This window comes from Desulfopila sp. IMCC35006 (genome assembly GCF_005116645.1).
Lineage (GTDB): Bacteria > Desulfobacterota > Desulfobulbia > Desulfobulbales > Desulfocapsaceae > Desulforhopalus_A.
The window spans coordinates 234,526-257,094 of record NZ_SWCM01000005.1 but is presented as its reverse complement, the minus strand read 5'-3'; the positions used below and the strand labels follow the sequence as shown (position 1 = coordinate 257,094).

Annotated in this window: 20 protein-coding genes; 6 read left to right on the top strand and 14 right to left on the bottom strand. The window is 52.7% G+C overall.

Annotated elements, in window-relative coordinates; genetic code table 11:
- Positions 1-9 precede the first annotated feature (9 nt).
- Both FCL47_RS11085 and FCL47_RS11080 read left to right on the top strand, forming a co-directional pair.
- Complete coding sequence (locus tag FCL47_RS11085) at positions 10-1,362, top strand: efflux RND transporter periplasmic adaptor subunit (protein WP_136813564.1); 1,353 nt, start codon at positions 10-12, stop codon at positions 1,360-1,362.
- A complete protein-coding gene (locus tag FCL47_RS11080) occupies positions 1,356-3,452 on the top strand; it encodes a site-2 protease family protein (protein WP_136813563.1) in 2,097 nt (698 codons plus the stop codon). The genes FCL47_RS11085 and FCL47_RS11080 overlap by 7 nt, the downstream gene beginning before the upstream one ends.
- Before the next feature lie 40 nt (positions 3,453-3,492).
- Here the strand turns inward: FCL47_RS11080 and FCL47_RS11075 are convergent, their stop codons facing one another.
- Positions 3,493-6,483: a PAS domain S-box protein gene (locus tag FCL47_RS11075; protein WP_136813562.1), complete on the bottom strand. Its 2,991-nt coding sequence runs from the start codon at positions 6,481-6,483 to the stop codon at positions 3,493-3,495.
- Positions 6,484-6,716: 233 nt separating this feature from the next.
- Here FCL47_RS11075 and FCL47_RS24385 point away from each other — a divergent pair, with 233 nt between their 5' ends.
- Complete coding sequence (locus FCL47_RS24385) at positions 6,717-6,860, top strand: hypothetical protein (RefSeq protein ID WP_153306366.1); 144 nt, start codon at positions 6,717-6,719, stop codon at positions 6,858-6,860.
- A 40-nt stretch (positions 6,861-6,900) separates the two neighbouring features.
- Here the strand turns inward: FCL47_RS24385 and FCL47_RS11070 are convergent, their stop codons facing one another.
- From FCL47_RS11070 to cbiM, 6 genes are all read right to left on the bottom strand, one after another.
- A complete protein-coding gene (locus FCL47_RS11070) occupies positions 6,901-7,617 on the bottom strand; it encodes an energy-coupling factor ABC transporter ATP-binding protein (protein ID WP_136813561.1) in 717 nt (238 codons plus the stop codon).
- A gap of 50 nt (positions 7,618-7,667) precedes the next feature.
- Complete coding sequence (locus tag FCL47_RS11065; protein ID WP_136813560.1) at positions 7,668-8,738, bottom strand: DUF933 domain-containing protein; 1,071 nt, start codon at positions 8,736-8,738, stop codon at positions 7,668-7,670.
- A gap of 116 nt (positions 8,739-8,854) precedes the next feature.
- Positions 8,855-9,610 carry a cobalt ECF transporter T component CbiQ gene (cbiQ, locus tag FCL47_RS11060; protein WP_136813559.1) on the bottom strand — a complete coding sequence of 252 codons (756 nt, stop codon included), beginning with the start codon at positions 9,608-9,610 and terminating at the stop codon, positions 8,855-8,857.
- Between the two features lie 3 nt (positions 9,611-9,613).
- The gene (locus FCL47_RS11055) at positions 9,614-10,399 is read right to left on the bottom strand and encodes a DUF4198 domain-containing protein (protein WP_370459549.1); all 786 of its coding nucleotides are present in this window, start codon (positions 10,397-10,399) and stop codon (positions 9,614-9,616) included.
- Complete coding sequence (locus FCL47_RS11050) at positions 10,393-11,028, bottom strand: carboxypeptidase-like regulatory domain-containing protein (protein WP_136813558.1); 636 nt, start codon at positions 11,026-11,028, stop codon at positions 10,393-10,395. The genes FCL47_RS11055 and FCL47_RS11050 overlap by 7 nt, the downstream gene beginning before the upstream one ends.
- Entirely contained in the window at positions 11,028-11,630 is a 603-nt protein-coding gene (gene cbiM, locus FCL47_RS11045; RefSeq protein ID WP_136813557.1) for a cobalt transporter CbiM, read from the bottom strand. The genes FCL47_RS11050 and cbiM overlap by 1 nt, the downstream gene beginning before the upstream one ends.
- 190 nt (positions 11,631-11,820) lie before the next feature.
- Between cbiM and tsaA the strand changes: the two genes are divergently transcribed.
- Positions 11,821-12,546, top strand: a complete 726-nt coding sequence (gene tsaA, locus FCL47_RS11040; RefSeq protein WP_136813556.1) for a tRNA (N6-threonylcarbamoyladenosine(37)-N6)-methyltransferase TrmO — start codon at positions 11,821-11,823, stop codon at positions 12,544-12,546.
- Between the two features lie 115 nt (positions 12,547-12,661).
- On the opposite strand, the gene lptC is transcribed toward tsaA, so the two are convergent.
- Genes lptC through FCL47_RS11020 form a run of 4 tightly spaced genes read right to left on the bottom strand, consistent with a single transcriptional unit; the run spans position 12,662 to position 16,398 of the window.
- Positions 12,662-13,240: an LPS export ABC transporter periplasmic protein LptC gene (gene lptC / locus FCL47_RS11035; protein ID WP_136813555.1), complete on the bottom strand. Its 579-nt coding sequence runs from the start codon at positions 13,238-13,240 to the stop codon at positions 12,662-12,664.
- Complete coding sequence (locus tag FCL47_RS11030; protein ID WP_136813554.1) at positions 13,237-13,875, bottom strand: HAD family hydrolase; 639 nt, start codon at positions 13,873-13,875, stop codon at positions 13,237-13,239. The genes lptC and FCL47_RS11030 overlap by 4 nt, the downstream gene beginning before the upstream one ends.
- Positions 13,876-13,877: 2 nt before the next feature.
- The gene (kdsA, locus tag FCL47_RS11025; protein ID WP_136813553.1) at positions 13,878-14,714 is read right to left on the bottom strand and encodes a 3-deoxy-8-phosphooctulonate synthase; all 837 of its coding nucleotides are present in this window, start codon (positions 14,712-14,714) and stop codon (positions 13,878-13,880) included.
- Positions 14,707-16,398, bottom strand: a complete 1,692-nt coding sequence (locus FCL47_RS11020; RefSeq protein ID WP_136813552.1) for a CTP synthase — start codon at positions 16,396-16,398, stop codon at positions 14,707-14,709. Before FCL47_RS11020 ends, kdsA begins: the two co-directional genes overlap by 8 nt.
- Before the next feature lie 193 nt (positions 16,399-16,591).
- On the opposite strand from FCL47_RS11020, the gene msrB reads away from it, so the two are divergent.
- Positions 16,592-17,641, top strand: coding sequence for a peptide-methionine (R)-S-oxide reductase MsrB (gene msrB / locus FCL47_RS11015; RefSeq protein ID WP_136813551.1), 1,050 nt, complete (start codon positions 16,592-16,594; stop codon positions 17,639-17,641).
- A 46-nt stretch (positions 17,642-17,687) separates the two neighbouring features.
- Here the strand turns inward: msrB and FCL47_RS11010 are convergent, their stop codons facing one another.
- Both FCL47_RS11010 and FCL47_RS11005 read right to left on the bottom strand, forming a co-directional pair.
- Complete coding sequence (locus FCL47_RS11010) at positions 17,688-18,401, bottom strand: YkgJ family cysteine cluster protein (protein WP_136813550.1); 714 nt, start codon at positions 18,399-18,401, stop codon at positions 17,688-17,690.
- A 6-nt stretch (positions 18,402-18,407) separates the two neighbouring features.
- A complete protein-coding gene (locus tag FCL47_RS11005) occupies positions 18,408-18,866 on the bottom strand; it encodes a YqaA family protein (protein ID WP_136813549.1) in 459 nt (152 codons plus the stop codon).
- Positions 18,867-18,933: 67 nt separating this feature from the next.
- Between FCL47_RS11005 and FCL47_RS11000 the strand changes: the two genes are divergently transcribed.
- Entirely contained in the window at positions 18,934-20,151 is a 1,218-nt protein-coding gene (locus FCL47_RS11000) for a lytic murein transglycosylase (protein ID WP_136813548.1), read from the top strand.
- Between the two features lie 43 nt (positions 20,152-20,194).
- On the opposite strand, the gene FCL47_RS10995 is transcribed toward FCL47_RS11000, so the two are convergent.
- Positions 20,195-22,402 (bottom strand): mechanosensitive ion channel domain-containing protein, encoded by a 2,208-nt coding sequence (locus tag FCL47_RS10995; protein WP_136813547.1) that lies wholly within the window; start codon positions 22,400-22,402, stop codon positions 20,195-20,197.
- Positions 22,403-22,569: the final 167 nt, after the last annotated feature.

The window sequence follows — 22,569 nt, the reverse complement described above, 5'->3', positions numbered from 1 at the left end:
CGCATTGTCATGGAACATACTCAGGATTCATCTTTAACCAATCTGGTCAGCGCACTTGAAGCGCGTGCCCGCGCCGCGGGCAATCTGGCCGAACTGGGCTTCTCCATCGCCAATGACAGCTACGATCTGCTTGCGTTTCGCCAGGCCCTGGTGTTTGACGGCGATAAGGCAGCCAGTCGATTGCAGACTGTTTCCGGTTTGGCCCATGTGACGGAAGACAGCCCCTATCTGATCTGGCTGTGCCGGGTCTGGCCCTGGCTGCAGGAGCAATTCGGCCACCAGCCCGGCTGGTACCAGCCGGTGGCCGATGATGCAGCCATGCCTCCGGAAATTATGGCGGGCTGGCGGGAATGGTGGCCGGCAGGGGTTTTTGCTCTCCCTTTGCGCAAACGGACCGGAGAAACACTGGGCTGGGCCTGCTTTCTGCTGGATAATCCGCCCACCGAGCAGCAGGCAAAGAACATCCTGCATGTCTCTCTTACCTGGAGCTACTGCTGGGAAATGCTCCAGAAAACCAACAATAAACCATGGTTTGACCGCCTGCGTACCCTCAGCTCCGGCAGACGATGGCTGGCTGTTCTGGCTGTTGCGGCCTTGATGCTCCTGCCGATTCACCAGACGGCAATGGCCCCCGCTGAAGTCATTGCCCTCGATGCAACAACCGTGGCCTCTCCTCTTGACGGCGTGGTCAAAACCATTCACGTTCGCCCGAACCAGCCGGTCAAGGCCGGGGAAAAGCTGTTCTCTTTAGATGATACCACCCTGCGCAACCGGCTGGAGGTCGCCCAGCAGTCGGTGGCCGTCGCCGATGCCGAATTGCTGGCGACCACCAATAAATCCTTTGACAATCTGCAGAGTAAAAGCGATCTGGCCATGTTAAGCGGCCGCACTTTTGAAAAACGGGCGGAACTGGCGGCAGTGCAGGCGCAGCTGAATCGGATCGACGTGGTCGCCGGCCATGACGGCGTTGCCATCTTCGGCGACCCCGATGACTGGCTCGGTCGTCCGGTGTCCACCGGCGAACGAATTATGCTTCTTGCCGATCCGAAAAAGCCGGGCATTCTCATTCATTTGCCGGTGGCCGATGCCGTATCTCTAGATATTGGCGACCCGGTAAAGCTTTTCCTGACAGTGTTACCGTTATCACCCCTGGACGCCACAATCACCGAGACCAGTTTTCAGGCAGTGCTTTCACCAACCGGCGTCGCCGGCTACCGGCTCAGGGCCGCTTTTACCAACACCAATGAACAGGCCCGTATCGGTCTGCGCGGCACCGCTAAAATCTATGGCGACCGGGTTGCCTTAGGCTATTACCTGCTGCGCCGGCCGCTGGCCAGGGTGAGGGAGTGGAGCGGGTGGTAACTGGCGCCGAAATGATCCTGCCGCCTCTGCGGCAGGACCTGCGCCTGCACCAGGCGGCTCCGGACAGGGATGGTTCACCGGCCTGGTCCATCCAGGATCCGGTGACCAATCGTTTTTTCCGCATCGGCTGGCTGGAGTTCGAGTGCCTGCGGCGCTGGCCGGGCAATCCGACCCAGATCGCCGATGCCATCGCCATGGCCACCCCCATGTCCGTTGAGCCCGAACAGGTTGTCGCTTTTGGTCATTTTCTGGAACAGCACCATCTGGTGCGGCCAACGGCAGAAGGGATCGCCCGCCTGGCCGCAGAGGGGAACCAGCCGGGATGGAAACACTGGCGCTGGTGGCTGCATCACTATCTTTTTATCCGGGTTCCGCTGGTCAGGCCGGATCGCTGGCTGGCGAGGGCCTTGCCCTGGTTTCGTCCGGTCATTTCTCCGGTCGGCCGCATTCTCATTGTCATCGCCACACTTCTCGGTCTTCTGCTCGTTGCGCGGCAATGGGACCAGTTCACCCACGGAGTCATGGATATCCTGACGCCCGCCGGTATCGGCGGATTTATCCTGGCACTGGCCCTCTCGAAAATTTTTCATGAGTTGGGGCACGCCCTGGTCGCAACCCATTTCGGTGTCCGGGTAGCCCATATGGGGTTTGCCCTGGTTGTGCTCTGGCCGATGCTCTATACCGATACCAGTGAATCATGGAAGCTTCGCTCTTCCCGCCAGCGACTGGCTATTTCAATGGCCGGTCTTGCCGTCGAAATAGCCATAGCCGGACTGGCCACGCTGGCCTGGGCGCTCCTGGATGACGGACCGATGCGGCAGGCCGCGCTCTATCTGGCGACTACCGGCTGGGTGCTGTCTCTTGCCCTGAATGCCAGCCCTTTCATGCGTTTTGACGGGTACTTCATCCTCTCCGACCTTCTCGATTTTCCCAACCTGCATGAACGTGCCGGGGCGCTTTGTCGGGCATGGCTGCGCCGGACACTGCTCGGCTGGGATGAACCGGACCCGGAGGAAGTCACGCTTTTGATGCGCAGGGGTCTGATTGCCTTTGCCCTTTTGACCTGGATCTATCGCCTGGTGGTTTTTCTGGGCATCGCCGTGATGGTCTACCTGTTTTTCTTCAAGGTCCTGGGGCTTTTTCTTTTTGCCGTTGAGGTGAGCTGGTTTATCGTCCGCCCGTTCTTAAACGAATTCCTGGTCTGGCGGCGGCGCTGGCGCGACATCAAGATCAACCGCCGCTGCCTGATGCTGGGCCTGGGAATACTTATATTGCTGCTCCTTGCCTGCCCCTGGGCCTTTGACATCACCGCGCCTGGTATCGCCCATCCGAAATACCAGCAGAATGTCTACAGTCCTTTTCCAGCTCGCGTTGTTCAGCTGCACAAGCCGGGCCAGGTAGCGTCGGGAACCCAGCTGGCGCTGTTTGACGCCCCGGATCTGCAGGCACGCAGCGTTCGGATCGCCGCCTCGATCGATGCACTCAATCAGCGGTTGAAAGGGGTGAGCGCCGACAGCCTGGGCCTTGATCTGCGCCGAGTTACCAGTGAGCAGCTGACCGAACAGATGGCGGAGGCAACAGCCACCCGTGAAGAAGAAAAACGGCTCAGTGCAGCAGCTGAATTCGATGGGATCTGGCTGGATGTCGACCCGACGCTCCGGGTCGGCAGCTGGGTCAGCACCAGGGACCAGGTGGGTATTCTGATTGATCCGTCTGCGTGGATTGTCGATGCCTATGTGGGACAGCGGCAGGTGGAACGGCTTTTGCCGGGGGCCAGGGCCCGCTTTCGTCCGGAAAAAAGCTGGGCTTCAATCGATGCCAGGATCATCGATATCGACCAGAGCCAGAGCAGGAAGCTGTCCCATGTCATGCTCGATGCCCAGCATGGCGGGCCGATCGCCACCCAGGCTGGTGAACGGCAGTCGGTCCCCGCCGATGCCGTCTATCGCGTGCGCCTGGAGCTCGCCCGGCCCCTGCGGGAAAATCATGAGACGCGGGGCCAAACCACGATAGAAGGGCGCCGCTACAGCCTGTTGTGGGAGGGCATTAAACGAACCGCCGCCGTTATTGTTCGGGAAAGCGGGTTTTAGTGTGCCCCTCGGCCGCCTCAGGGCGGGGCGGGGGAGGATGTTACAGGAGCGCATTGCGGATTTTGCGGGCAAGATTGTTTAAACTGAAGGGTTTCTGGATGAAATGAATACCCTCGTCCAGCATACCATGCTGCACGATCACGTTGGCAGTGTATCCGGACATGAAAAGGGTCTTGATATTCGGCCGGATGGTGACAGCACGGTCATGCAGTTCTTTTCCGTTTATTTTCGGCATGACCACGTCGGTCATGAGAAGTTGAATGGATGTGCTGTCGTCCTGGAGAAGAGTAAGAGCTTCCTGGGGGGTTGCAACAGACAGGACGTCATAGCCGATCTCCTCGAGCATTGCCCGGGTCATGTCTCGCACCATATTGTCGTCCTCCACCAGCAGCACCGTTTCTGTGCCGACATCTGCCGGCGCTTCGCTGCTTTCCGTCTCGACCTGTCCCTCCTCGGTTGTTCTGGGAAAGTAAATGTTGAAGGTGGTTCCCTGTGCCGGTTTACTGTACACGTTGATTAAGCCACCACCCTGTTTGACGATACCGTAAACGGTGGCCAACCCGAGGCCGGTTCCTTTTCCAACCTCCTTGGTGGTGAAAAAAGGTTCGAAAACATGGCTTAGCGTATCCTTGTCCATGCCGAGCCCGTTGTCGCTCAACGACAGCTGGACAAAGTCGCCGGGGATAAAATCGACATGGTTCCGGCAGAAGTTTTTGTCGAGATGTATATTGGCAGTTTTGATGGTGAGCTTGCCACCGTTAGGCATGGCATCTCGAGCATTCGCCGCCAGGTTGATGAGTATCTGCTCTGTCTGCGTAGGGTCGAAGCTGATTTTCCAGAGAGTCTCTGCCGGAAAAAACTGCAGCTCAACATCCTCCCCGATCAATCGGGCCAGAGTTTTTTGCAGGGTGATGACCAGGGTGTTTAAATCGACAATTTTGGGCGAGATGACTTGTTTGCGTGAAAACGCCAGGAGCTGGGCGGTAATATCTTTTGAGTGCAGAGCTGCTTTTTCTATCTGCATGAGATCGCTTCGCAGCGGATCCCCGTCGATTAAGTTCAATTTCATCAATTCCGCGTAGCCCAGAATAACTCCGAGCATATTGTTGAAGTCATGGGCCACGCCGCCGGCCAGGCGTCCGATGGATTCCAGCTTCTGGGATTGGAAAAGCTGAGATTCGAGCTTCAATCTTTCCTCCTCCGCCTGTTTACGTTCAGTGATGTCGCGGACAAAGGCCACATGGTGTTCCCGGTCGCCAAAGCGGATATGGTTGATAGAAACTTCGACTGGAAAGACCACTCCGTCCCTGCGCCGATGGGTGGTTTCAATGATTCGGTATCCAACCGTCCCCATCTCCTGCCAATGCCTGCTCCAGCGTTTTGCAGGAAAAGCAGGGTCAATATCCCACAGGCGCATGCTCAGCAATTCCTCTCGGGAGTAATGCAGGGAACGGCAGGCCTGGTCGTTCACATAGGCAAAGCCACCCTCGCGGTTCATCCAGAAAATCGCTTCCGAAGCCCGGTCGATAGAGAACTGGAACAGGCGCAATTCCTCTTCTGCGCGTTTACTTTCGGTGATATCGCGGGCAAACAGGCAGCTGTACTCTTTACCGCCAAAATTAACATAGTTGGCGGTGATTTTGACCGGAAAGATCGTACCGTTTTTGTGTTGATGCCTGGTTTCAAAAGTGACCACACGTTGATCAACAATGTCCTGCCAACATTTGAGGCACATTTCCGGGGTGAAATCGGGATCGATATCATAGCCATATTTTTCCAGCAGTTCCTGGCGAGAATAGCCAAGGGACTGGCAGGCCTTGTCGTTGACATAGAAGAATCGGCCTTCCGGTTCCATCCAGAAACACGAAAATGATGCGCGGTCGATGGCGAACTGGGTGAGCTCTAACTGCAGCTCAATCTTTCTGCGTTCGGAAATATCGGTGATGAAGGCACAGCTGTATTGCCTGCCGTGAAATTTCACGTAGTTGGCCTGGATCTCGACCGGAAAAGAGGTGCCATCCTTGTGCCGATGGATGGTTTCAAAGGTGCGGACTTTCTCTCGAAGCAGTAAGGTCCAGTAATCAGCCCACACTCTGCTGTCGAAATTGGGGTCGATATCCATAACCGACATCTGCAGGAGTTCTTGCCGGTCGTAGCCAAGAGAACGACATTCCTGGTCGTTCACGTAGAAAAAACGTCCGTCCTTGCCGATCCAGGTGCAGCCGATGGAGGCATGATCGATGGTAAACTGGGTCAGTTCCAGCGCTTTTTGGTACTGTTTGCGTTCGGAGGTGTCCCGGATTGCCAGGATACAGGTTTTGCGACCATCGATTTCCGTCAATAGCGGCCGGATCTCAACGGGAAAGACCGTTCCGTCAACATGCCGCATCAGGCTCTGATACAGGTCATCTTCACTGTGCGCCATGAAACCGGTCAGATGTCCACGATGCTCAGAAGCCACACAGTCCAAAAAAGGTGTTCCGATCAGGTCGTCGCGCTGGTATCCAAGCATTGCGGCCAACCGGTCGCTCAGATCGACAAACATGCCGTCCTGCGTTATGGCGATGCCATCGAATGCCGCATCCGCCAAATTTCGGAAAAGATGCCAGCCGTCTTGCGGGGAAGCTGTACCCTCGGCCCCGTCAGAGTAGTCTGAAATGGTGAGAAGAATAAGCGGTGAAGCTTCCGGCTGCCGGTCAATTAACCTGGCACTGATGCATATTTTTCTACAACTGGAAAGCTCAATTCTTGTTTGCGCTCTTTGTTGCGCCGTCCTGGCTTTTGGATTGAGAACCAGAGCGAGCATCGCCTGCAGCTTTTCGACTTCGGTTGGGCCCATGCCCAATTCGGAGAGTGTATGGCCTTCTGTTTCTTTCAGGGAGCGGCCCAGAACATGGCAAAAGGAAAGCCCGGCTCTCTGAATGCACAGATTCTCATCCATAACAGCCGCAGGTTCGTGCATGGCGTCGAGGATGCCTGCCGGCAGATTTTGCGGTCTGTCAAAATTTGGGTCTTTTGATGCTTTGCTCATAGCCAAACCCCATTTTCCTGCTCGTAAAAAGAAGATCGGCAGGTGGGCAGAATGCCAATGTCGGGTACGTGCGTGCAGGCTGAATATCCGCTTGGATTTGCGGGAAAAATCATAAAATGTTGAGGTGCATGGATTGCATACAGTGCATTATTTTCGCATACACCAAACGATGATATTATAGCCGAAATATTAATTTTAATATACTTCTGGTTGCGTATGGTGGTTCGGGGTCAATGAAAGATATCAGAAAATCCATGGCAATGCCTGGAACATCAGGACACTTCATTTTTTTTATCGGTCCTGAAAAAACGGGACTGCAAATCGGGGCGGATGAACTGGCGGGCGACAACAACGGCTCTTGCCCCGGAGGGGGGTGACTCAAACGGTGCAGACTGACTGAGCAGGCAATTGCGCTCCCTATAACGGATCATGCTGGTGCGGATGATCACCGGCTATATGCAGATGGCGATGGACATGGACGTGATTTTCTTCACACCGATGTATATGACCATGATCGATCTTATACAGGATTGAAGTGGTATGGCTGAGAAAGTCCCAGTCATGGGAGATGATAATCTGATGCAGATCCAGCCCCAGGAGGATTTCGATAAGATGACTGCGGGTTTTCGGATCAAGGTTGTTGGTCGGTTCGTCGAGCAGCAGTATTTTGGGCCGCATGGCGAGGATGGTGGCAAGAGCGACCAGTTTTTTCTCTCCACCGGAAAGACGATGGGTAATGCGGTCTTCAAAGCCGGTAAGACCGAGATCGGCCAAAGTTTTCATGGCGACATCTCTGGCCTCTTTAGGGGAAAACCCCAGGTTCAGAGGGCCGAAGGCGACATCTTCGATGACCGTGGGCGAAAAGAGCTGGTCGTCAGAACTCTGGAATAAAAAGCCGACTTCTTTGCGCAGAGCGCGCAACTCCTCTTTGGTGGAGACTTTTTTCCCGTTAAACAGGAGTTCTCCTTCGTCAGGTTTGAGCAAGCCGACCATAAGATGAAAAAGAGTGGTCTTGCCGCAGCCGTTGGGACCGATAATGCCGATCCGCTTATCGTGTACCGCAAAAGTAAGGTGGTGCAGCACGGGGTCTTTCGCCTGGGCGAAGGTATAGCTGATGTCGCGAAGCTCAATCATTTGTTTCTCATATTACGTAGTCATTCAGAAATGCAACCATCTACGGGTTCTCACACCTTGAAGCGGATATTTAAAATATCGCCGTCGGTGACGATATAGTCTTTGCCCTGCAGGTACATCTTGCCGGCCTTTTTCAATTCCGCTTCGCTGCCGTATTCCATCAGCTCATCGTATTTCATCACTTCCGCGCGGATAAAGCCGCGCTGCAGGTCGGAATGGATCACTCCTGCGGCGACCGGGGCCGGGGAGTTTTTTCGCACCAGCCATTGCCTGACTTCATCTTTACCGACGGTGAAAAAAGAGATAAGCCCGAGCGCTTTCAGGCAAAGGCGGGTCATAATGCCAAGGGCCGGTTCGTCGATCCCTAAATCCTGCAGGAACTCCGTTTTTTCTGCTTCTGAATCCAGCAGCACAATCTCTGACTCCACCTGGGCGCAGACAATCATCGCTTCCATCTTATTTTGTCGGCACTGCCCGGCCATTTTTTCAAGAAGCGTTGTGTCTCCCAGCTGATCTTCCGCCACATTGAAGGCGAGGATCAATTCTTTTCGGGTAATAAGAGGGTAGCTGCGGAGGAGCAGTTCTTCGTCTTCATTGAATGCCATAAGTCGAAGCGGTTTCTCCTCCTCCAGATGGGCCAGCAGCCTGCGCATCAGGTCCAGTTCAATGGCCTGCTTCTCGTCCTTGATCTTTTTCAGGGCCGTTTCAATACGGGCAATGCGTTTTTCGACAAAGATCTGATCATGCATGATCAGCTCGCCATTTACCATATCCGCATCTCGGAAGGGGTCGACAGAGCCTTCCGCGTGGTACACCGAATCGTCTTCAAAGGCCCGGATCACATGGCACAGGGCATCGACGTCGTCGATCTCTTTGAAGATGTCCCCCTTGGCGATGTTCTCCTGTTCCATTTTCGGTAATAATACGAGGTCAATACGCGCCCTGGCCTGTTTGTTCGGGCTATACATGGATACCAGCCGGTCAAAGCGAGGGTCTCGTATTTCAGCTGTACCCGGAATAGGTTTGGCGGGACCGGCCTGTTCTCTTAATTCACTGCCGGTCAGTACCTGGAAAAGGGTCTTTTTGCCTGTTTGGGGCAGGCCGATGATTCCAACCTTCATGGTAAAATCCTTTGTTAAGAGAAAGAACGAGTAAGTTACCTGGACAATTACCACAGGACGGAGGGTATCGGCAAGCTAATAGACCGGGAATTATGGCAGAGGTATGAAGTGAGCAGTCATCTATAGAAAAAAGGTATCGACGCTACTGTAGCCGTAATGGCCAGGCCGATAACGAGAAAAACAATATCATTGCTGGCAACAGTCCGCTGTTCGAGGGGAATAAGCCGTCCATTAAAGCCGCGCAGCAGCATGGCCTGATGCACCCGGGTGGCCCGGTTCCAGCTTCTCACCAGCGTCATGCCAAACAGGTATCCATAGGTTCGGTAGGTGTGAATATTGGTTGCCGGCACAAAGCAGCGCATCCCGGCTGCACGTTTTAATTTCTGGTATTCCTGGTAGATGACAAAGATATAACGATAGGAAAAAAGCAGCATAAAACAAAGACGCCTGGAGACATGCAGTCCTTCCAGGGCATGGCCGAGGCTGGCGATTCGTGATGTGCCGAGCAGCGTGATCAGGCTGAGCACGATGCAGTTGGTTTTCAGGCTGATGAGAGCCGCCAGGCGTATGCCCTCAACGCTGAGGGAGAAAGCACCCAGCCGGGTCAACTCTTCCCCGCCGTAGGTCAGAGGCAGGGTGAGCCAGAGGAAAAGGGTAAAGGTGTTGGCAGCCAACAGACGTTTGCCGACCTGACGCAGGTCCAGCCGGCTCAAAAGCAGCAGCAAAAAGGCCAAGGCAAGAGCCAGAGAGACGACCGCAAAACTATTGGATATGGCGGCAACAGTTATATATGCGGCAGCAACTATGACTTTTACCTTGGGATCTCTTTTGTGCAGCAGGGAATTCCCGGTCGCAAAACGTTCGTCCATCATCGATTATTGCCGTGCCTCCGGTAGTTCATCCAGGTATATCCACAATACTGCCCCGAGTTCAACGCCTTTATCCTTACCCGCCGGGTCTTTAATGGTGTAATCCGCTTCACTCAGGGCGGCAAATCCCCACCAGCCCGCCAGGGGGCAGCTGAAGGTGAAGATGCCGTTGCCATCGGCTTTTATGACCTGAGTCACGTGATAATCACTTCTGGCCCGCAGTCTGTTGCCCTTATTATAGAATTCCACCTCGACTTCGGCTCCGGCGACCGGCTTGCCCTGCAGCAGCACCTGGCCGGAAAAACTATTGCCGGCGTAATTACCAAACGGCCTGAGCAGGGGGACAATCTCAGTTGGCAAACCGACGGGTTCATCCCAACCCTCGTCGTCGCCGAAGGCGGGGATGACTGTTTTGGTGTAGTGAATAATGCTCAAATCTTCGGTTGGTTCCCAGTAAGGGGTCGGTTCCATGACAAACTGATACACACCAGGACGGGTAAAATTATAGGTAGTCTGCCATGCTTTATGCTCCATAACCGAGGCCGGCGTGAGGGTTGCCAGCAGATCGGTTGTTTTGCCGCCCATCGTTACCGTGAATTTTTTCGGGAGGGCGAGATCCATGCCGACGTTTTCAAAAGGATGGGAAAATGAAAGGGTCAGCGTTGTCTTCTTTTTTTCCTGATCGATAATATGCTGATCTGGAATAACCATCCCGAAATGGGCAAGCGCCTGCCCGGTCGGCAGGCAGATTAAAGTGGCAAGAATACTCATTGCAGCAAACTTTCTCACGATCCTCCTCCTTGTTGTTTTTTGCGTGATTGCATATAGGCAGCTATCCCGGCCAGTCCGAGAATATAGCCGATACCGCCAAGGATATCCTGCAGGCTCGGGTCCTTGTCCGAGTTTTCCGCGAGTGTTCTTTCGATCGGGGCGAGCTTTTTATCGAGGGCTGTATTGACAATCCTGGCAATTTCAGAGGCCGTAATGGCTTGCAGCTCTTTTTCTTGTATCTCCTCGGATACTGGTTGCAGGGAAGGGCGAATGGTTTCGCTGGTTACCGGGGGAGGAGTATTGTTGCTCTCTGCAGAAGAATCTTCCAGAGTATAGGTCCAATTGTTTTTATGGCCGTCTCCCGCGCTGACGATGATCTGCAGTTCTTTTGAACCTGTCTGTGGTACGGGAAAACTGAACATTCCATCTCTATCTGTTGTTCCCGACAGCAGGGTCTGGCCGGTTTTGGTTTCGACAACGGAGACGGTGGCATTCTGGGTAGGTCTGCCACCGCTGAACTTTGACTCGGTGATGATATGGTCACCATCCCGCCAGGCAAAGATGCGTACTTTATGCGCAAAACAGGGGCTGCATAAAGCGGGAACCAGAAGAAGAATAAAGAGCAGTTGGTAGAGAGTTATACGGTGCATTATTTTCCCATTATAAGAAATTCCGGTTGAACTTTGGCAAGAAAAGAGACAGTAAACATGGTGATAATTCCCTCGATGATCATCAGGGGGATATGGGCGGCCAGTATCAGTTGAGCTGCCCGCGCAAAACCTTGATCAGTCGACCAGAGGGCAAGCGCCGCTATACATGCGGAAAGGAGGATCGAACAAAAACCGGCACCAAAAGCCGCAATTTTTCTTTTATGACCGTTTTTTTCAACCCATGGCCGAAAAATATAAAAGCAGATCAGGGCCGGCAGGGCCATGATCGTGGTGTTCACTCCCAATACCAGTATGCCGCCAAAGTTGAAAAAAAGACTTTGCAGCAACAGTGCCACCAGGATTGCCGGAAAACAACTCCAGCCGAGGACAATACCCATCAGGCCCCCCAGCAGGAGATGGACATTACCAGGTCCGATGGGTACATGGATGAGCGAGGCCACAAAAAAGGTAGCTGTCAACAGGGAGACCGTCATGATTCGGTCATAATCAAGTTTTTTCAAGCCAATTGCCGTGCCGACGGCGGTAATTGCCGCTCCGGCTAACAGGACAGGGGGGCTTAAGACGCCTTCCGAAATATGCATGTGATGTGGTTCTCCCTATCTTCAATCGGCCTGAGACGCTAAAATATAACACGAAGAAATAATTTGTGTTACAAAGTACCGAGGGCATCATGGCGTGTCAAGAATTTAGTGACACAAAATAAAAAATAGTATTACTGGCGCTCCGTTGAGCGTCTCGAGAGGTAAACAGAGAGAGGTGAAAGAATACGCGATGGAACCAGATAACGGGCGTACAGAAAATAATGGGGCTCTTACCCCCATCGGCATCGTCCACTCCTGCTTCACGGAGAAATTCGGCATTCCCCGGCAGCCGGGCATGGTGGCCTCAGCGACCGCTCGACTGGAACTGTTGCCACCCTTTAACAGACAGGAAATGGTGCGCGGCCTGGAGCAGTTTTCGCATATCTGGGTGCATTTTTGTTTTCATGAGACTCTTGCCGAGGGATGGAAGCCGACAGTCCGGCCACCCTGGCTGGGAGGGCAGAAAAGAGTTGGTGTTTTTGCGACCCGCAGTCCGCACCGTCCCAACCATCTCGGTTTATCGGTGGTGCGGCTCGAGGGGCTTGTCTTGGAAAAGGGCCGTCTATTTCTCGAGCTCTCCGGCATCGATTTTCTCGATCAAACCCCTGTTTTCGATATTAAACCCTATATTCCTTACAGCGATTGTATTCTGTCAGCCTCCTGCGGTTACGCGCTCGGGGAACAACCGGTGGTGGATATTGCGTTCAGCGCCGAGGCCGAGATTTTCTGTTCTGCATACCTGGTAAAACACGGCAGAAATATACGCCAATTAATAGAGGATCTGATTCGTCACGACCCGCGACCGGCTAGTCAGAAAAAAAACCGTAAAAATTTCGGTATGCTGCTCTGGAATGTCAACATCCGTTGGACAGTCGAGGGGAACAGGTTTTTTATCAAAAACTGTGCGGAAATCTGATGGCGTCGTAAAAATTACTGAACGGCATAGAAATTTTCATCTGCGTCGTTGTTTCAATATTCCCCCTGGTTCCCTTGTGGCATATGAAATCAGATGAAGGTTTTTTCCGTAACCATCATGGTTTGATGAAGCCGTTGATGATACAATGGACTCTCTTACCGATCTCATAGCTTCCACTGGTAACGTCGTAATCCAGGCTACCGCCGTCTATTTCAATATTCTTCCCTTCCAGCCTGATTTTGCCGGGACACTTGACGGTGCGTTTTTCACTGTCGTACATCAACAGATCGGTATAGAGGAACTGTTTATCGTGTATTCTGTTGATTACCACATCGTCAGTTAAGGTCAGAATTTTGCTGGTTGTGTTGTACTCGCCGGTGTTGGCGATAATTTTGGTGATATTGCCCTGCGCATCAAAAAGATCAGCGTTGACGAACTCCATAACCAGGACGTTTGGTTTCACGCCCGTGTGGGCTTTACGGCCTCGTACCAGTGCGGTTTTCTGCCCTTTCTGGTTTTGCAGTATCTGTACCGTGTTCATATTGAAATTCTGGTTGTCGGGGTGCAGCGGGATCGGGGCGGGATCGACGCTGCCTCGGGGACTGAGAAAATTGCCGACCGGTACGGACCAGAGAGGATAGGTGACAATGATGATGAGAGGGACGAGCCAGATGGTGTTGCGATGGAATTTCATCGATTTTTGTACTTTTGCAGCAACTCCAGAGCGAGATTTTTGGCCTCGACGAGCAGATCGCAGGCATCACGCACGGCCCCGCCACCTCCCGGTCGTTCGGTTATAAAATGGACGATCTCCTGCACTTCCGGCACGGCGTTGGCCGGAGCGATAGCCAGGCCAACCTGCTGCAGCAGCACCAGGTCCAGCCAGTCGTCACCCATATAGGCGATCTGGAAGGGCTTGAGACCGGAGACCCGCATGATTTCCCTGAAGGCATCGTTTTTATTGCCGACGCCCTGGTATATGAACCGCATGTTGAGTTCTTTGGTGCGCCTGGCGACAACTTCTGACTGTCTGGCTGTTATGACACCCGTATCGACACCTGCTTCCCCAAGCAGGCGCAGGCCGAAACCATCCTGGGTATTAAACGACTTGCTTTCCTCGCCACTGCCGGTGTAGAGAAGCGTCCCGTCGGTCAAAACACCATCGACATCCAGCAATAACAGTTTTATTTCTCGGGCTTTGGCAAGAGCACGAACTCGTTGGGGATCGTTTTTTCGACTGTCGCGTTCCCGGACCCTGGTCCGGTATCCTTCAAGAATTTCGCAATCGGACGGATAGTCTGTGGGCGATGGAGGACAATTATCGGCCATAACTAGCAAACCGCATTGCGAACCCTGATCAGCTGCACGAGCAGTTCTTCAACCTTATCAAGGGGGATGGAATTCGGGCCGTCGCACAGGGCCTGGTCCGGATTGGGATGGATTTCCATAAACAGGCCGTCAATGCCGGCGGCAATGGCGGCTTTGCTGAGAGTGCTGATGAACTCCCGCTGGCCGCTGGAAGTGCCGCCTGCTCCACCGGGAAGCTGTACCGAATGAGTGGCATCAAAAATGACCGGGCAGCCAAACGAGCGCATGACTGGCAGGGAGCGCATATCGACGACCAGATTGTTATAGCCAAAGCAGGCGCCTCGTTCAACCAGCATAATTTTTTTGCCCCCGACGCCGCGCATTTTATTGACTGCGTTCTGCATATCCCAGGGGGAGACGAATTGGCCCTTTTTAACATTGACCACTTTGCCGGTTTTTGCCGCAGCCGTCAGAAGATCTGTCTGTCGGCAGAGAAAAGCTGGAATCTGGATAATGTCGAGTACTTCTGCGGCGGCCTCGACCTGGGTGACGTCATGGATATCCGAAATAACCGGTACCCTGAATTCCCGTCGAATTTTAGCGAGCGTCGCCAGCCCTTCTACCAGGCCCGGACCTCGATAGGAATCAAGTGATGTCCGGTTGGCTTTGTCAAAAGAAGCCTTGAATACGTAGTGGATGCCCAGGCGGTCGCAGATCTCCTGCATTGCCCCCGCCACGGTTCTGGCCAGTTCTTCTGATTCAAGTGCGCACGGTCCACCGATAAGCAGCAGCGGTTGTCCGGTGCCGACAAGAAGCGGGGGACCGGAAGGGGTATCAATGGCGAGTTTAATATCAGTCACCGATCACTTCCTTGGCTTTCTTGAGTTGTCCCTGTTGTTTATGAGCCAGTGCCGCGCTGATGAAATCTCGGAATAACGGATGCGGCTTCATTGGTTTGGATTTGAACTCGGGATGGAATTGACAGCCAAGGAACCAGGGGTGGTCTTTTATCTCAACAATTTCCACCAGATTGTTGTCCGGCGATGTTCCTGATACGAGCAGGCCGCTTTCTTCCAGCTTTTGCCGATAGGCATTATTATATTCAAACCGGTGGCGGTGTCGCTCGGAAATTTCATCCTGCGCGTAGGCCCGATAGGCATTGGTGTCTTCTTTGAGTACACAGGGGTAGGCACCAAGGCGCAGGGTGCCGCCGAGGTCCGACTCTTCGTCCCGTATCTGCTTCTGGTTGGTGCGATAGTCAAACCATTCCTTGATCAGATAAATGACCGGATCCGGGGTGGCTTCGTCCAGTTCCGTAGAATTGGCCAGGGGAAGTCCCAGCACATCCCGGGCAAATTCAACTACCGCCAGCTGCATGCCGAGGCAGATACCAAAAAAGGGTATTTTGTTCTTGCGGGCGTAATTTATCGCTTTAATTTTCCCTTCTACGCCGCGCTTGCCGAATCCGCCGGGAACAAGAATCCCGTCGCAGCCGTCGAGCAGGGCGGCCACGTTTTTCGATTCAAGGCATTCCGCGCTGATATACTCCAGGTTGACCTTGGTACCGTTGGCCAGACCGCCATGCACCAGCGCTTCGTGGAGACTTTTATACGACTCGGTAAGATCGACATACTTGCCGGTAATGGCAATAGTGACGCTGTTTCGTGGATTCTTGATATTGTGGACCAGCTCTTCCCACGGTTTGATATTCGGCTGGCCGGTCCAGATATTGAGCAGCTCGAGGATTTTGTTGTCGAGACCTTCCTTATGCAGATGGAGCGGAAGTTCGTAGATGGTGTCAACGTCGATTGCGGTGATGACAGCATCCTGGGGAACATTACAAAACAGCGCAAGTTTCGCCTTCAGGCTGTCATCTAAGGGAACTTCCGTCCGGCAGAGCAGGATATCCGGCTGGATGCCATCGGCCCGCAGCTCGCGTACCGAATGCTGGGTCGGTTTGGTCTTTACCTCCCCGGCCGTTTTGATATAAGGCACCAGGGTCAGATGAATGAACAGGGTGTACTCCCGGCCCAGATCACCGCGCAGTTGGCGAATGGCCTCGATGAACGGCAAACCTTCAATGTCGCCGACGGTGCCGCCGATTTCGATGATGGCGACATCGACACTGCCGTCAAGCTGGCGCACTGCGGCTTTGATTTCATCAGTGATATGGGGAATGACCTGCACGGTGCCGCCGAGGTATTCACCGCGCCGTTCCTTGGTGATAACCGAATAGTAGATGCGCCCTGAGGTGTAATTGTTTTTCTGGGCCATGACTGCGCTGGTGTAGCGTTCATAGTGCCCCATATCCAGATCGGTCTCGGCCCCGTCGTCGGTGACGTAAACCTCGCCATGCTGGAAAGGATTCATGGTGCCTGGATCGACGTTGATGTAGGGGTCCAGTTTCTGGAACGTTACCGTCAGCCCACGACTTTCGAGCAGTGCCCCAATGGCTGCGGAGGCCAGCCCTTTTCCCAGAGAGGAAAGGACGCCGCCGGTGACAAAAATAAACTTGGTTCGTTTGGTATTATTTGGCTTTTTCATGGTGGGCACTATAGCAATCGAACCTTCTTTTTGGAATAGAAAACTTGCCTGGCGAGGTAAAAAACGGCAAACAAGCAGGTTAAGTTTATAACATTTTAATGGCGTCGGAAGGCTAAATGCAGGGCAGTCTTGAATAAGCCGGCGCCAGTGCCTATGGTGTCAGGTGGCAGTACAAATTCTAAAGGAGAAAACTATGCAATATTTACTACTTTTGACCGCGGTGTTCTTCCTGGCAACCGCGGCTTTTGCCGCCGGAGAACGACCTGTTTCCTCAGAAAAGACTGCGGTATTCGGCGGTGGCTGTTTCTGGTGCATGGAGCCTCCCTTTGAACAACTGAAGGGGGTGCTGGAGGTGACGGCCGGCTATAGTGGCGGGGATGAAAAGAATCCGACCTATGAACAGGTATCCAGCGGTCGGACCGGACATATCGAATCGGTCCGGGTGGTCTACGACCCGGAAAAAATTTCTTTCAAGGAACTCCTCGACACCTTCTGGCGTTATGTCGACCCCACCGATCCGGGTGGCCAGTTTGCCGATCGCGGTGATCACTATAAAACGGCGATTTTTTATAACGATGAAGCCGAAAAAAAGATCGCCGAACAGTCCCGTGACGAAATTGCTGCATCAGGTATTTTCAGCAGGCCGATAGCTACGGCTATCCGCCCGGCCAAGCCGTTTTATCCCGCCGAAGAATACCATCAGGACTATTACAAGAAGAACGTCGCCCATTATGAGGCCTATAAAGTTGGTTCCGGCAGGGCCGGTTTTCTGGAAAGAACCTGGAAAGACCACCCGGCGGACAAAAAATTCGTCAAGCCTTCGGATGCGGAGCTGCGGGCCAGGTTAACGCCTTTGCAGTACGAGGTGACGCAAAAGGAAGACACGGAGCGCCCTTTTGAAAATGAATACAACACCAATAAGAAGGCCGGTATCTATGTTGATATCGTCTCCGGAGAACCGCTGTTCAGTTCACTGGATAAATTCGACTCGGGAACCGGATGGCCAAGTTTTACCAAACCTCTGGTTGCGGAAAACGTGGTTGAGAAAAAAGACGTGAAAATGTTCATGGTGCGCACCGAGGTGCGAAGTGCTGGAGCAGATTCCCATCTCGGCCATGTCTTTGACGATGGCCCGGCGCCGACCGGCCTGCGGTACTGTCTTAATTCGGCAGCCTTGAAATTTATCCCGGCAGACGAGCTCGAGAGTAAAGGGTATGGAGAATTTGTGAAACTATTCAAATGAAATGGTCTGCTTGGTTCCCATGTGCGCCACATGGGAACCGGCGGGATTATTTTCCGTTAAGCACATCTTCCACTCTTCTACCCTCAACCTCGGCATCGAAGATCTGTTGCAGAAGAGGTGACACGGTATCGCTGTGCTCTGCGCTGACAAGAAAACCGGGCAGGGGGGAGGCGGTGAGCGTTCGCATACGCGCCTGAATGATCTGGGTGGTGCTCAGGTGGTCGGCTATCTCTCTGAATTCACTCATATCAAGAAGAGCGGGGAGGACGTCGAGCATGTTGCCCCAGTATTCTTTCTGGCCAAGATGCTCGACGATCTGCGTCACCGCCGTTGCCGCCTCGAGATAAAAATCGGCAACCACAGCGGGGTGCATGGCAGAACACGTTTTCTGGGAGATAAAGAGTCGGCAGCTGAAGGGACGAACAGGATAAATGGTGCACTGGTCTTTATCCAGAAACGGGCAGGTGGATGCAGTATGGGGGGTATCGTGATCAACATCTCTCCCCTCAAGGCACGCTGCGGCAAAATCATTGGTGGTCATTTTGGGAGCCTGATGGACAGGGGGAGAGTTCAATTTCTCCGCCAGCCAGAAGGCCATGTCTTCAGCCAGAATATAGCGAAGTATCGCCTCGCCTTCTACCGCTGTAATGGTCACATTCTGGGTGCAGCAGCTGCTGCAGCCCCTTTTGCATGCCTTGGCGAGGCCTTGGTTCCACTGGTCGAAGATATCGTATAGAGTAAATAAAATCTGCTGTTTCATTGTCGCTCAGCCTCCTGTGCCTTGTAGTGTGAGAAGGGCAAGGATAGCATATCGAAAAAATTTGCCAACAAAAACCAGAACTGAAAAACGGATAAAACTGGTTTTAAAGACTCCGGCGACCAGACATAAAGGATCGCCGAGTACCGGCAGCCAGCTGAGCAGAAGAGACCAGGTTCCATATTGAGCATACATTTTCTCAGCCCGCAGCAACTGTGCATCATTGATGCGAAGGATGGTGCGAATGATATAGTTTGCCCCGAGCATGCCGAGCAGATAGGTAGAACAGGCCCCTAAAAAATTACCAAGCGTTGCGGTAAAGACAACGTCCGGAACGGCGAATTTTTGTAAGACCATGACAATCAGCAGCCACTCGGAGCCGATAGGCAGAATGGTTGCCGCCAGAAAACTGAGCATAAAGAGCAGCGGCAGGCTGGGGCTGGTGAGAAGGGAGGGGAGATAATCCATGGAAAAAGGATATTCGAAAAGAATTCTTTTGCAAAGATGATAATTGAGTACGTGAGGGGTTGAGGTGATGAAATTTTTGTTGAAACCGGCACTGTTGTTTCTTCCGCTGGTTATTGTATATGGATTGACAGGTTGTCCGGTTCGGGCGGCCGAAAATAAGGATTTTGTGCAATGGCTTGCCGGATTTTACCCGGTAGCACATGAACAGGGGATCAGCAGGACGATTTGGGAAACAGCTTTTTCCGGGGTGGTGGAACCGTATCCGGAGGTCCTTGCCAAGGCAAGTTATCAACCCGAGTTTACCACCGAGATCTGGGATTATCTGGATGCCCGGGTGAATCCGCTGTCCATCGGCAGAGGCCGGGAAATGGATCGAAAATTTGCCCGAACACTAGCTGACGTGGAAAAAAAATTCGGGGTTGAAAAATCGGTTCTGCTGGCAATCTGGTCCATGGAGTCGAACTACGGTGCCATCCTCGAAAAGACCGACCGGTTGTTTTATGTTCCCCGTGCCCTTGCTACCCTTGCCTATGGAGATCCTAAGAGACAGAAATTTGCCCGTAGCCAGCTGGTTGCCGCGCTCCAGATCCTGCAGGCCGGGGATGTCCAAAAAGAGCAGCTGACCGGCTCCTGGGCCGGGGCCATGGGCCATACCCAGTTTATTCCCACCAGCTATCTGGCTTATGGTGTTGATATGGATGGGAATGGCCATCGAGATATCTGGACTTCCGTCCCCGATGCCCTGGCAACCGCCGCCAACCTGCTGCATAAGAACGGTTGGCGATTCGGCAGCACCTGGGGCTATGAAGTAGTAATGCCTGTCTCCGGCGAACAGTTTAAAGAGCAGACGAAAACCCTGGCCGAGTGGCAAAAGTTTGGCTTTAAGCGACCGGACGGCAAGAATTATGGTTCCTCTGATACGAAGGCGGTGCTGAAACTTCTTGCCGGACCACAGGGGCCGGCCTTTCTGATGATGAAAAATTTTTTCGTGCTGAAACGCTATAACAACTCCGATTTCTATGCCCTTGCCGTAGCGCTTTTAGCCGACCGGCTGACAGGAACGGGCGGTTTAGCAGGCTCCTGGCCAAGGCCGCCAGGGTCGCTCAGTCTTGAAGACAAGATTGAACTGCAAAAAATACTGCAGGAACGTGGTTATTATTCCGGGGAAATTGACGGGAATCTGGGGGGTGGCACCAAAGATGCAATCCGGCAGTTTCAGCTCAAGCTTGGACTGGCCGAAGATGGTATTCCATCCCAGGACCTGCTCCAGGCTTTGCGTAAATAACGGCATTGCAAAACCTCCCCCGACCATTTCCTGCAGAACACAGTTATTGGGTCGCAGCTTCCCGGAACACGTTAAACCGCAGGGTCTCGGGGATGGCGGTAATATCAGTCGGTTGACGTTCGGCAGCCCTCAGGTGCAGGTCCATCTGCGGGAAGGGAATCTCGATGCCGTGTTTCTGTAAAGTTTTATATATGCACGTCAGGACGATATCGCTTATTTGCGCGGGTTGTCTTGCGTTCTGCCCTTCAACCCAGATTGCAGCGAGCAGATCCAGCGAGCTGGCCGCATGGCTGGCCATCCATATTTGCGGTTCCGGCTCGGGCATCACAACCGGGAGCCCAAGTACTGCCTCTTTTATCAGCCGCTTGACCCGGTCAATATCTGTCCCATACGCTACAGAAAAAGGTATCCTGAAACGGACTCTCTCGTCCGAGTATGTCCAGTTGACCACCTGGGAAGCCATGAGATCAGCATTGGGAACGATTATGTTGATATTATCATTGGTTCGCAGCACCGTGGCCCGGATATTCATCTGGACAACATTGCCGCGAAACCCACCTGGTGAAGAATTTTCTCCAAGGCAGATGAAATCGCCCGGTCGAATAGATTTATCAAAAAGGAGAATAATTCCCGATACCAGATTGTTGACAATGGTCTGCATACCAAATCCGATTCCCACCGAAAGCGCACCGGCAACCAGCGCCAGGGACCGGGTATTTATGCCGACCACGGAAAGCATGATCATGGCGACAATAAAAACAAAGGGATACTTTCCAAAAGCCTGAACGAGGTGTACCGTTTGTTCCGACCACTTTCTGTTTTTGCCCATTCGCGACACCACATGACCATAGAGGCGGTTGACGATGATGCCGAAGATCAGGACAATGATCACCTGGAGAAAAAGCAGCAATGACACGTTCATGCCGCTATAAGAGATCAGCGGGTATTTCAAGATGGACAGGATTTTCTCAAAAATATTGTCAGTTGCCTCTTTGGTTTTGGTGACCATGAATCCGAACGTCGACTGCTTGAGGTCGATAGCCCTGTCCAGTAATCGTCCCCTGTTGTCGAGCATCTCTGCGCGTTGATCAATACTGGACAGCAAGGTGAAAACGGTTCGGACATTTTCATCAAGGGTATTGATCAACTCCTCTGCCTTCGGGCCAACCAGGGCATTGCCGCCGCGCAGGGTCGATAAGTTCTTTTCATAGGTATAAATCAAGCTGTGTGCTTTCTCGGTTTTCTTTCTTAATAACATGATCTGTTTATTAATATTTCCCGATAAATCGGTGAGTGTAAAGAAATCCGGTTTTTCGGCGAGCAGATGAAACCAGATGTTTTTCTGCTCTTCTTCAAGAAAGCCGATTGTCGCTTCATGGATATGATCGTCGGTAATAAGTTGCTGGAGCTGTTGTTTGAGAGATTTCAGCTGTTCATAATGCATCTCTTTTCTTTCGTCATCGCTAAGCTCTCGGCCGAGATAGCCTGCCAACAGACTCTCCTGCTGCTGCAGCAGGACATCATTGCCTGCAGTGGCCAGAATTTTTTCATCTTCCAGGCCTTGTAATTTTTTCTTTGCCTGATTCCGCACCTTTTCTTGTTTATCGATCGTCTTCTGGTCAAGATGTATATGCGCCAGCACAGCCGGATACTGCTTTTGGGCGATTTCCATTCCTTCTTTCAGATATTTGTCTATTTCGTTTTGCTGGGCGACTTTGCGAACCTGAAAGGCATATTGGAGCTGGAGGATTTCCTGCTGAGGATCGTGGTCATCAAGGGCGATTAACCGGTTGTACAGAGTTTGCACCTGTTTCTCGCTGTTTTCCAGATTCTGAGCCGAAATTTTGGCCTCCTGTATGACGCCGACATATCGTTCCAAATACTGTTCAACATCCTGCCAAGAGAGGGTTTTGGGAATGTTCTGCTCCGAAAAAAGTAAATCTATGGCGGGCTTTTCAGGCTTGTCCGAAAGAGCATCAAGCTTGATCAGCAGCTGCTGCTGTACCAGAAAACCCTGCTTTTCTTTCTCGTCTGTCACCGTGGCAATTTTCTTCGCCAGCTGTTCCGCCTTCAGTTTGTAGGCAGCATCTCTTTCCGCCGTCTGCTCCGAATAAAGTTTCCCATCCGGTTCAACCGCCAGAATATTTGGCACCTTAACCCCGAAGATCTCTATTCCAAAAACAATCAGAAAAAAGAGAATCACCAATTTGCGCGGCGCCGGGTTTTGTGCTGAGTTGTCTGTAAGTTTCATAGAAATTGGATTTTAAAGTTGGATTCCATGTTGTCGCAAAAAAAGGCTGAACAGCCAGGGTCAATGATTCCCGGAATACGTCTTTCTGCCGCTGTCGTCGAGTGATCGAGAAGATTTTAAGTGGCTTGGCTGGGGAGGTATCGTGGTAATGACGGGATACATTATTT

Excerpts from the sequence above, each read along its gene's own strand:
- FCL47_RS11030 (WP_136813554.1), bottom strand. The coding sequence starts at position 13,875 with ATGGCCGATAATTGTCCTCCATCGCCCACAGACTATCCGTCCGATTGC.
- FCL47_RS11010 (WP_136813550.1), bottom strand. The coding sequence starts at position 18,401 with ATGAAACAGCAGATTTTATTTACTCTATACGATATCTTCGACCAGTGG.
- cbiM (WP_136813557.1), bottom strand. The coding sequence starts at position 11,630 with ATGCATATTTCGGAAGGCGTCTTAAGCCCCCCTGTCCTGTTAGCCGGA.
- FCL47_RS11005 (WP_136813549.1), bottom strand. The coding sequence starts at position 18,866 with ATGGATTATCTCCCCTCCCTTCTCACCAGCCCCAGCCTGCCGCTGCTC.
- FCL47_RS11000 (WP_136813548.1), top strand. The coding sequence starts at position 18,934 with ATGAAATTTTTGTTGAAACCGGCACTGTTGTTTCTTCCGCTGGTTATT.
- FCL47_RS11050 (WP_136813558.1), bottom strand. The coding sequence starts at position 11,028 with ATGCACCGTATAACTCTCTACCAACTGCTCTTTATTCTTCTTCTGGTT.
- FCL47_RS24385 (WP_153306366.1), top strand. The coding sequence starts at position 6,717 with ATGAAAGATATCAGAAAATCCATGGCAATGCCTGGAACATCAGGACAC.
- FCL47_RS11075 (WP_136813562.1), bottom strand. The coding sequence starts at position 6,483 with ATGAGCAAAGCATCAAAAGACCCAAATTTTGACAGACCGCAAAATCTG.
- FCL47_RS11070 (WP_136813561.1), bottom strand. The coding sequence starts at position 7,617 with ATGATTGAGCTTCGCGACATCAGCTATACCTTCGCCCAGGCGAAAGAC.
- tsaA (WP_136813556.1), top strand. The coding sequence starts at position 11,821 with ATGGAACCAGATAACGGGCGTACAGAAAATAATGGGGCTCTTACCCCC.
- FCL47_RS11020 (WP_136813552.1), bottom strand. The coding sequence starts at position 16,398 with ATGAAAAAGCCAAATAATACCAAACGAACCAAGTTTATTTTTGTCACC.
- FCL47_RS11065 (WP_136813560.1), bottom strand. The coding sequence starts at position 8,738 with ATGAAGGTTGGAATCATCGGCCTGCCCCAAACAGGCAAAAAGACCCTT.
- msrB (WP_136813551.1), top strand. The coding sequence starts at position 16,592 with ATGCAATATTTACTACTTTTGACCGCGGTGTTCTTCCTGGCAACCGCG.
- FCL47_RS10995 (WP_136813547.1), bottom strand. The coding sequence starts at position 22,402 with ATGAAACTTACAGACAACTCAGCACAAAACCCGGCGCCGCGCAAATTG.
- cbiQ (WP_136813559.1), bottom strand. The coding sequence starts at position 9,610 with ATGATGGACGAACGTTTTGCGACCGGGAATTCCCTGCTGCACAAAAGA.
- FCL47_RS11085 (WP_136813564.1), top strand. The coding sequence starts at position 10 with ATGGAACATACTCAGGATTCATCTTTAACCAATCTGGTCAGCGCACTT.
- lptC (WP_136813555.1), bottom strand. The coding sequence starts at position 13,240 with ATGAAATTCCATCGCAACACCATCTGGCTCGTCCCTCTCATCATCATT.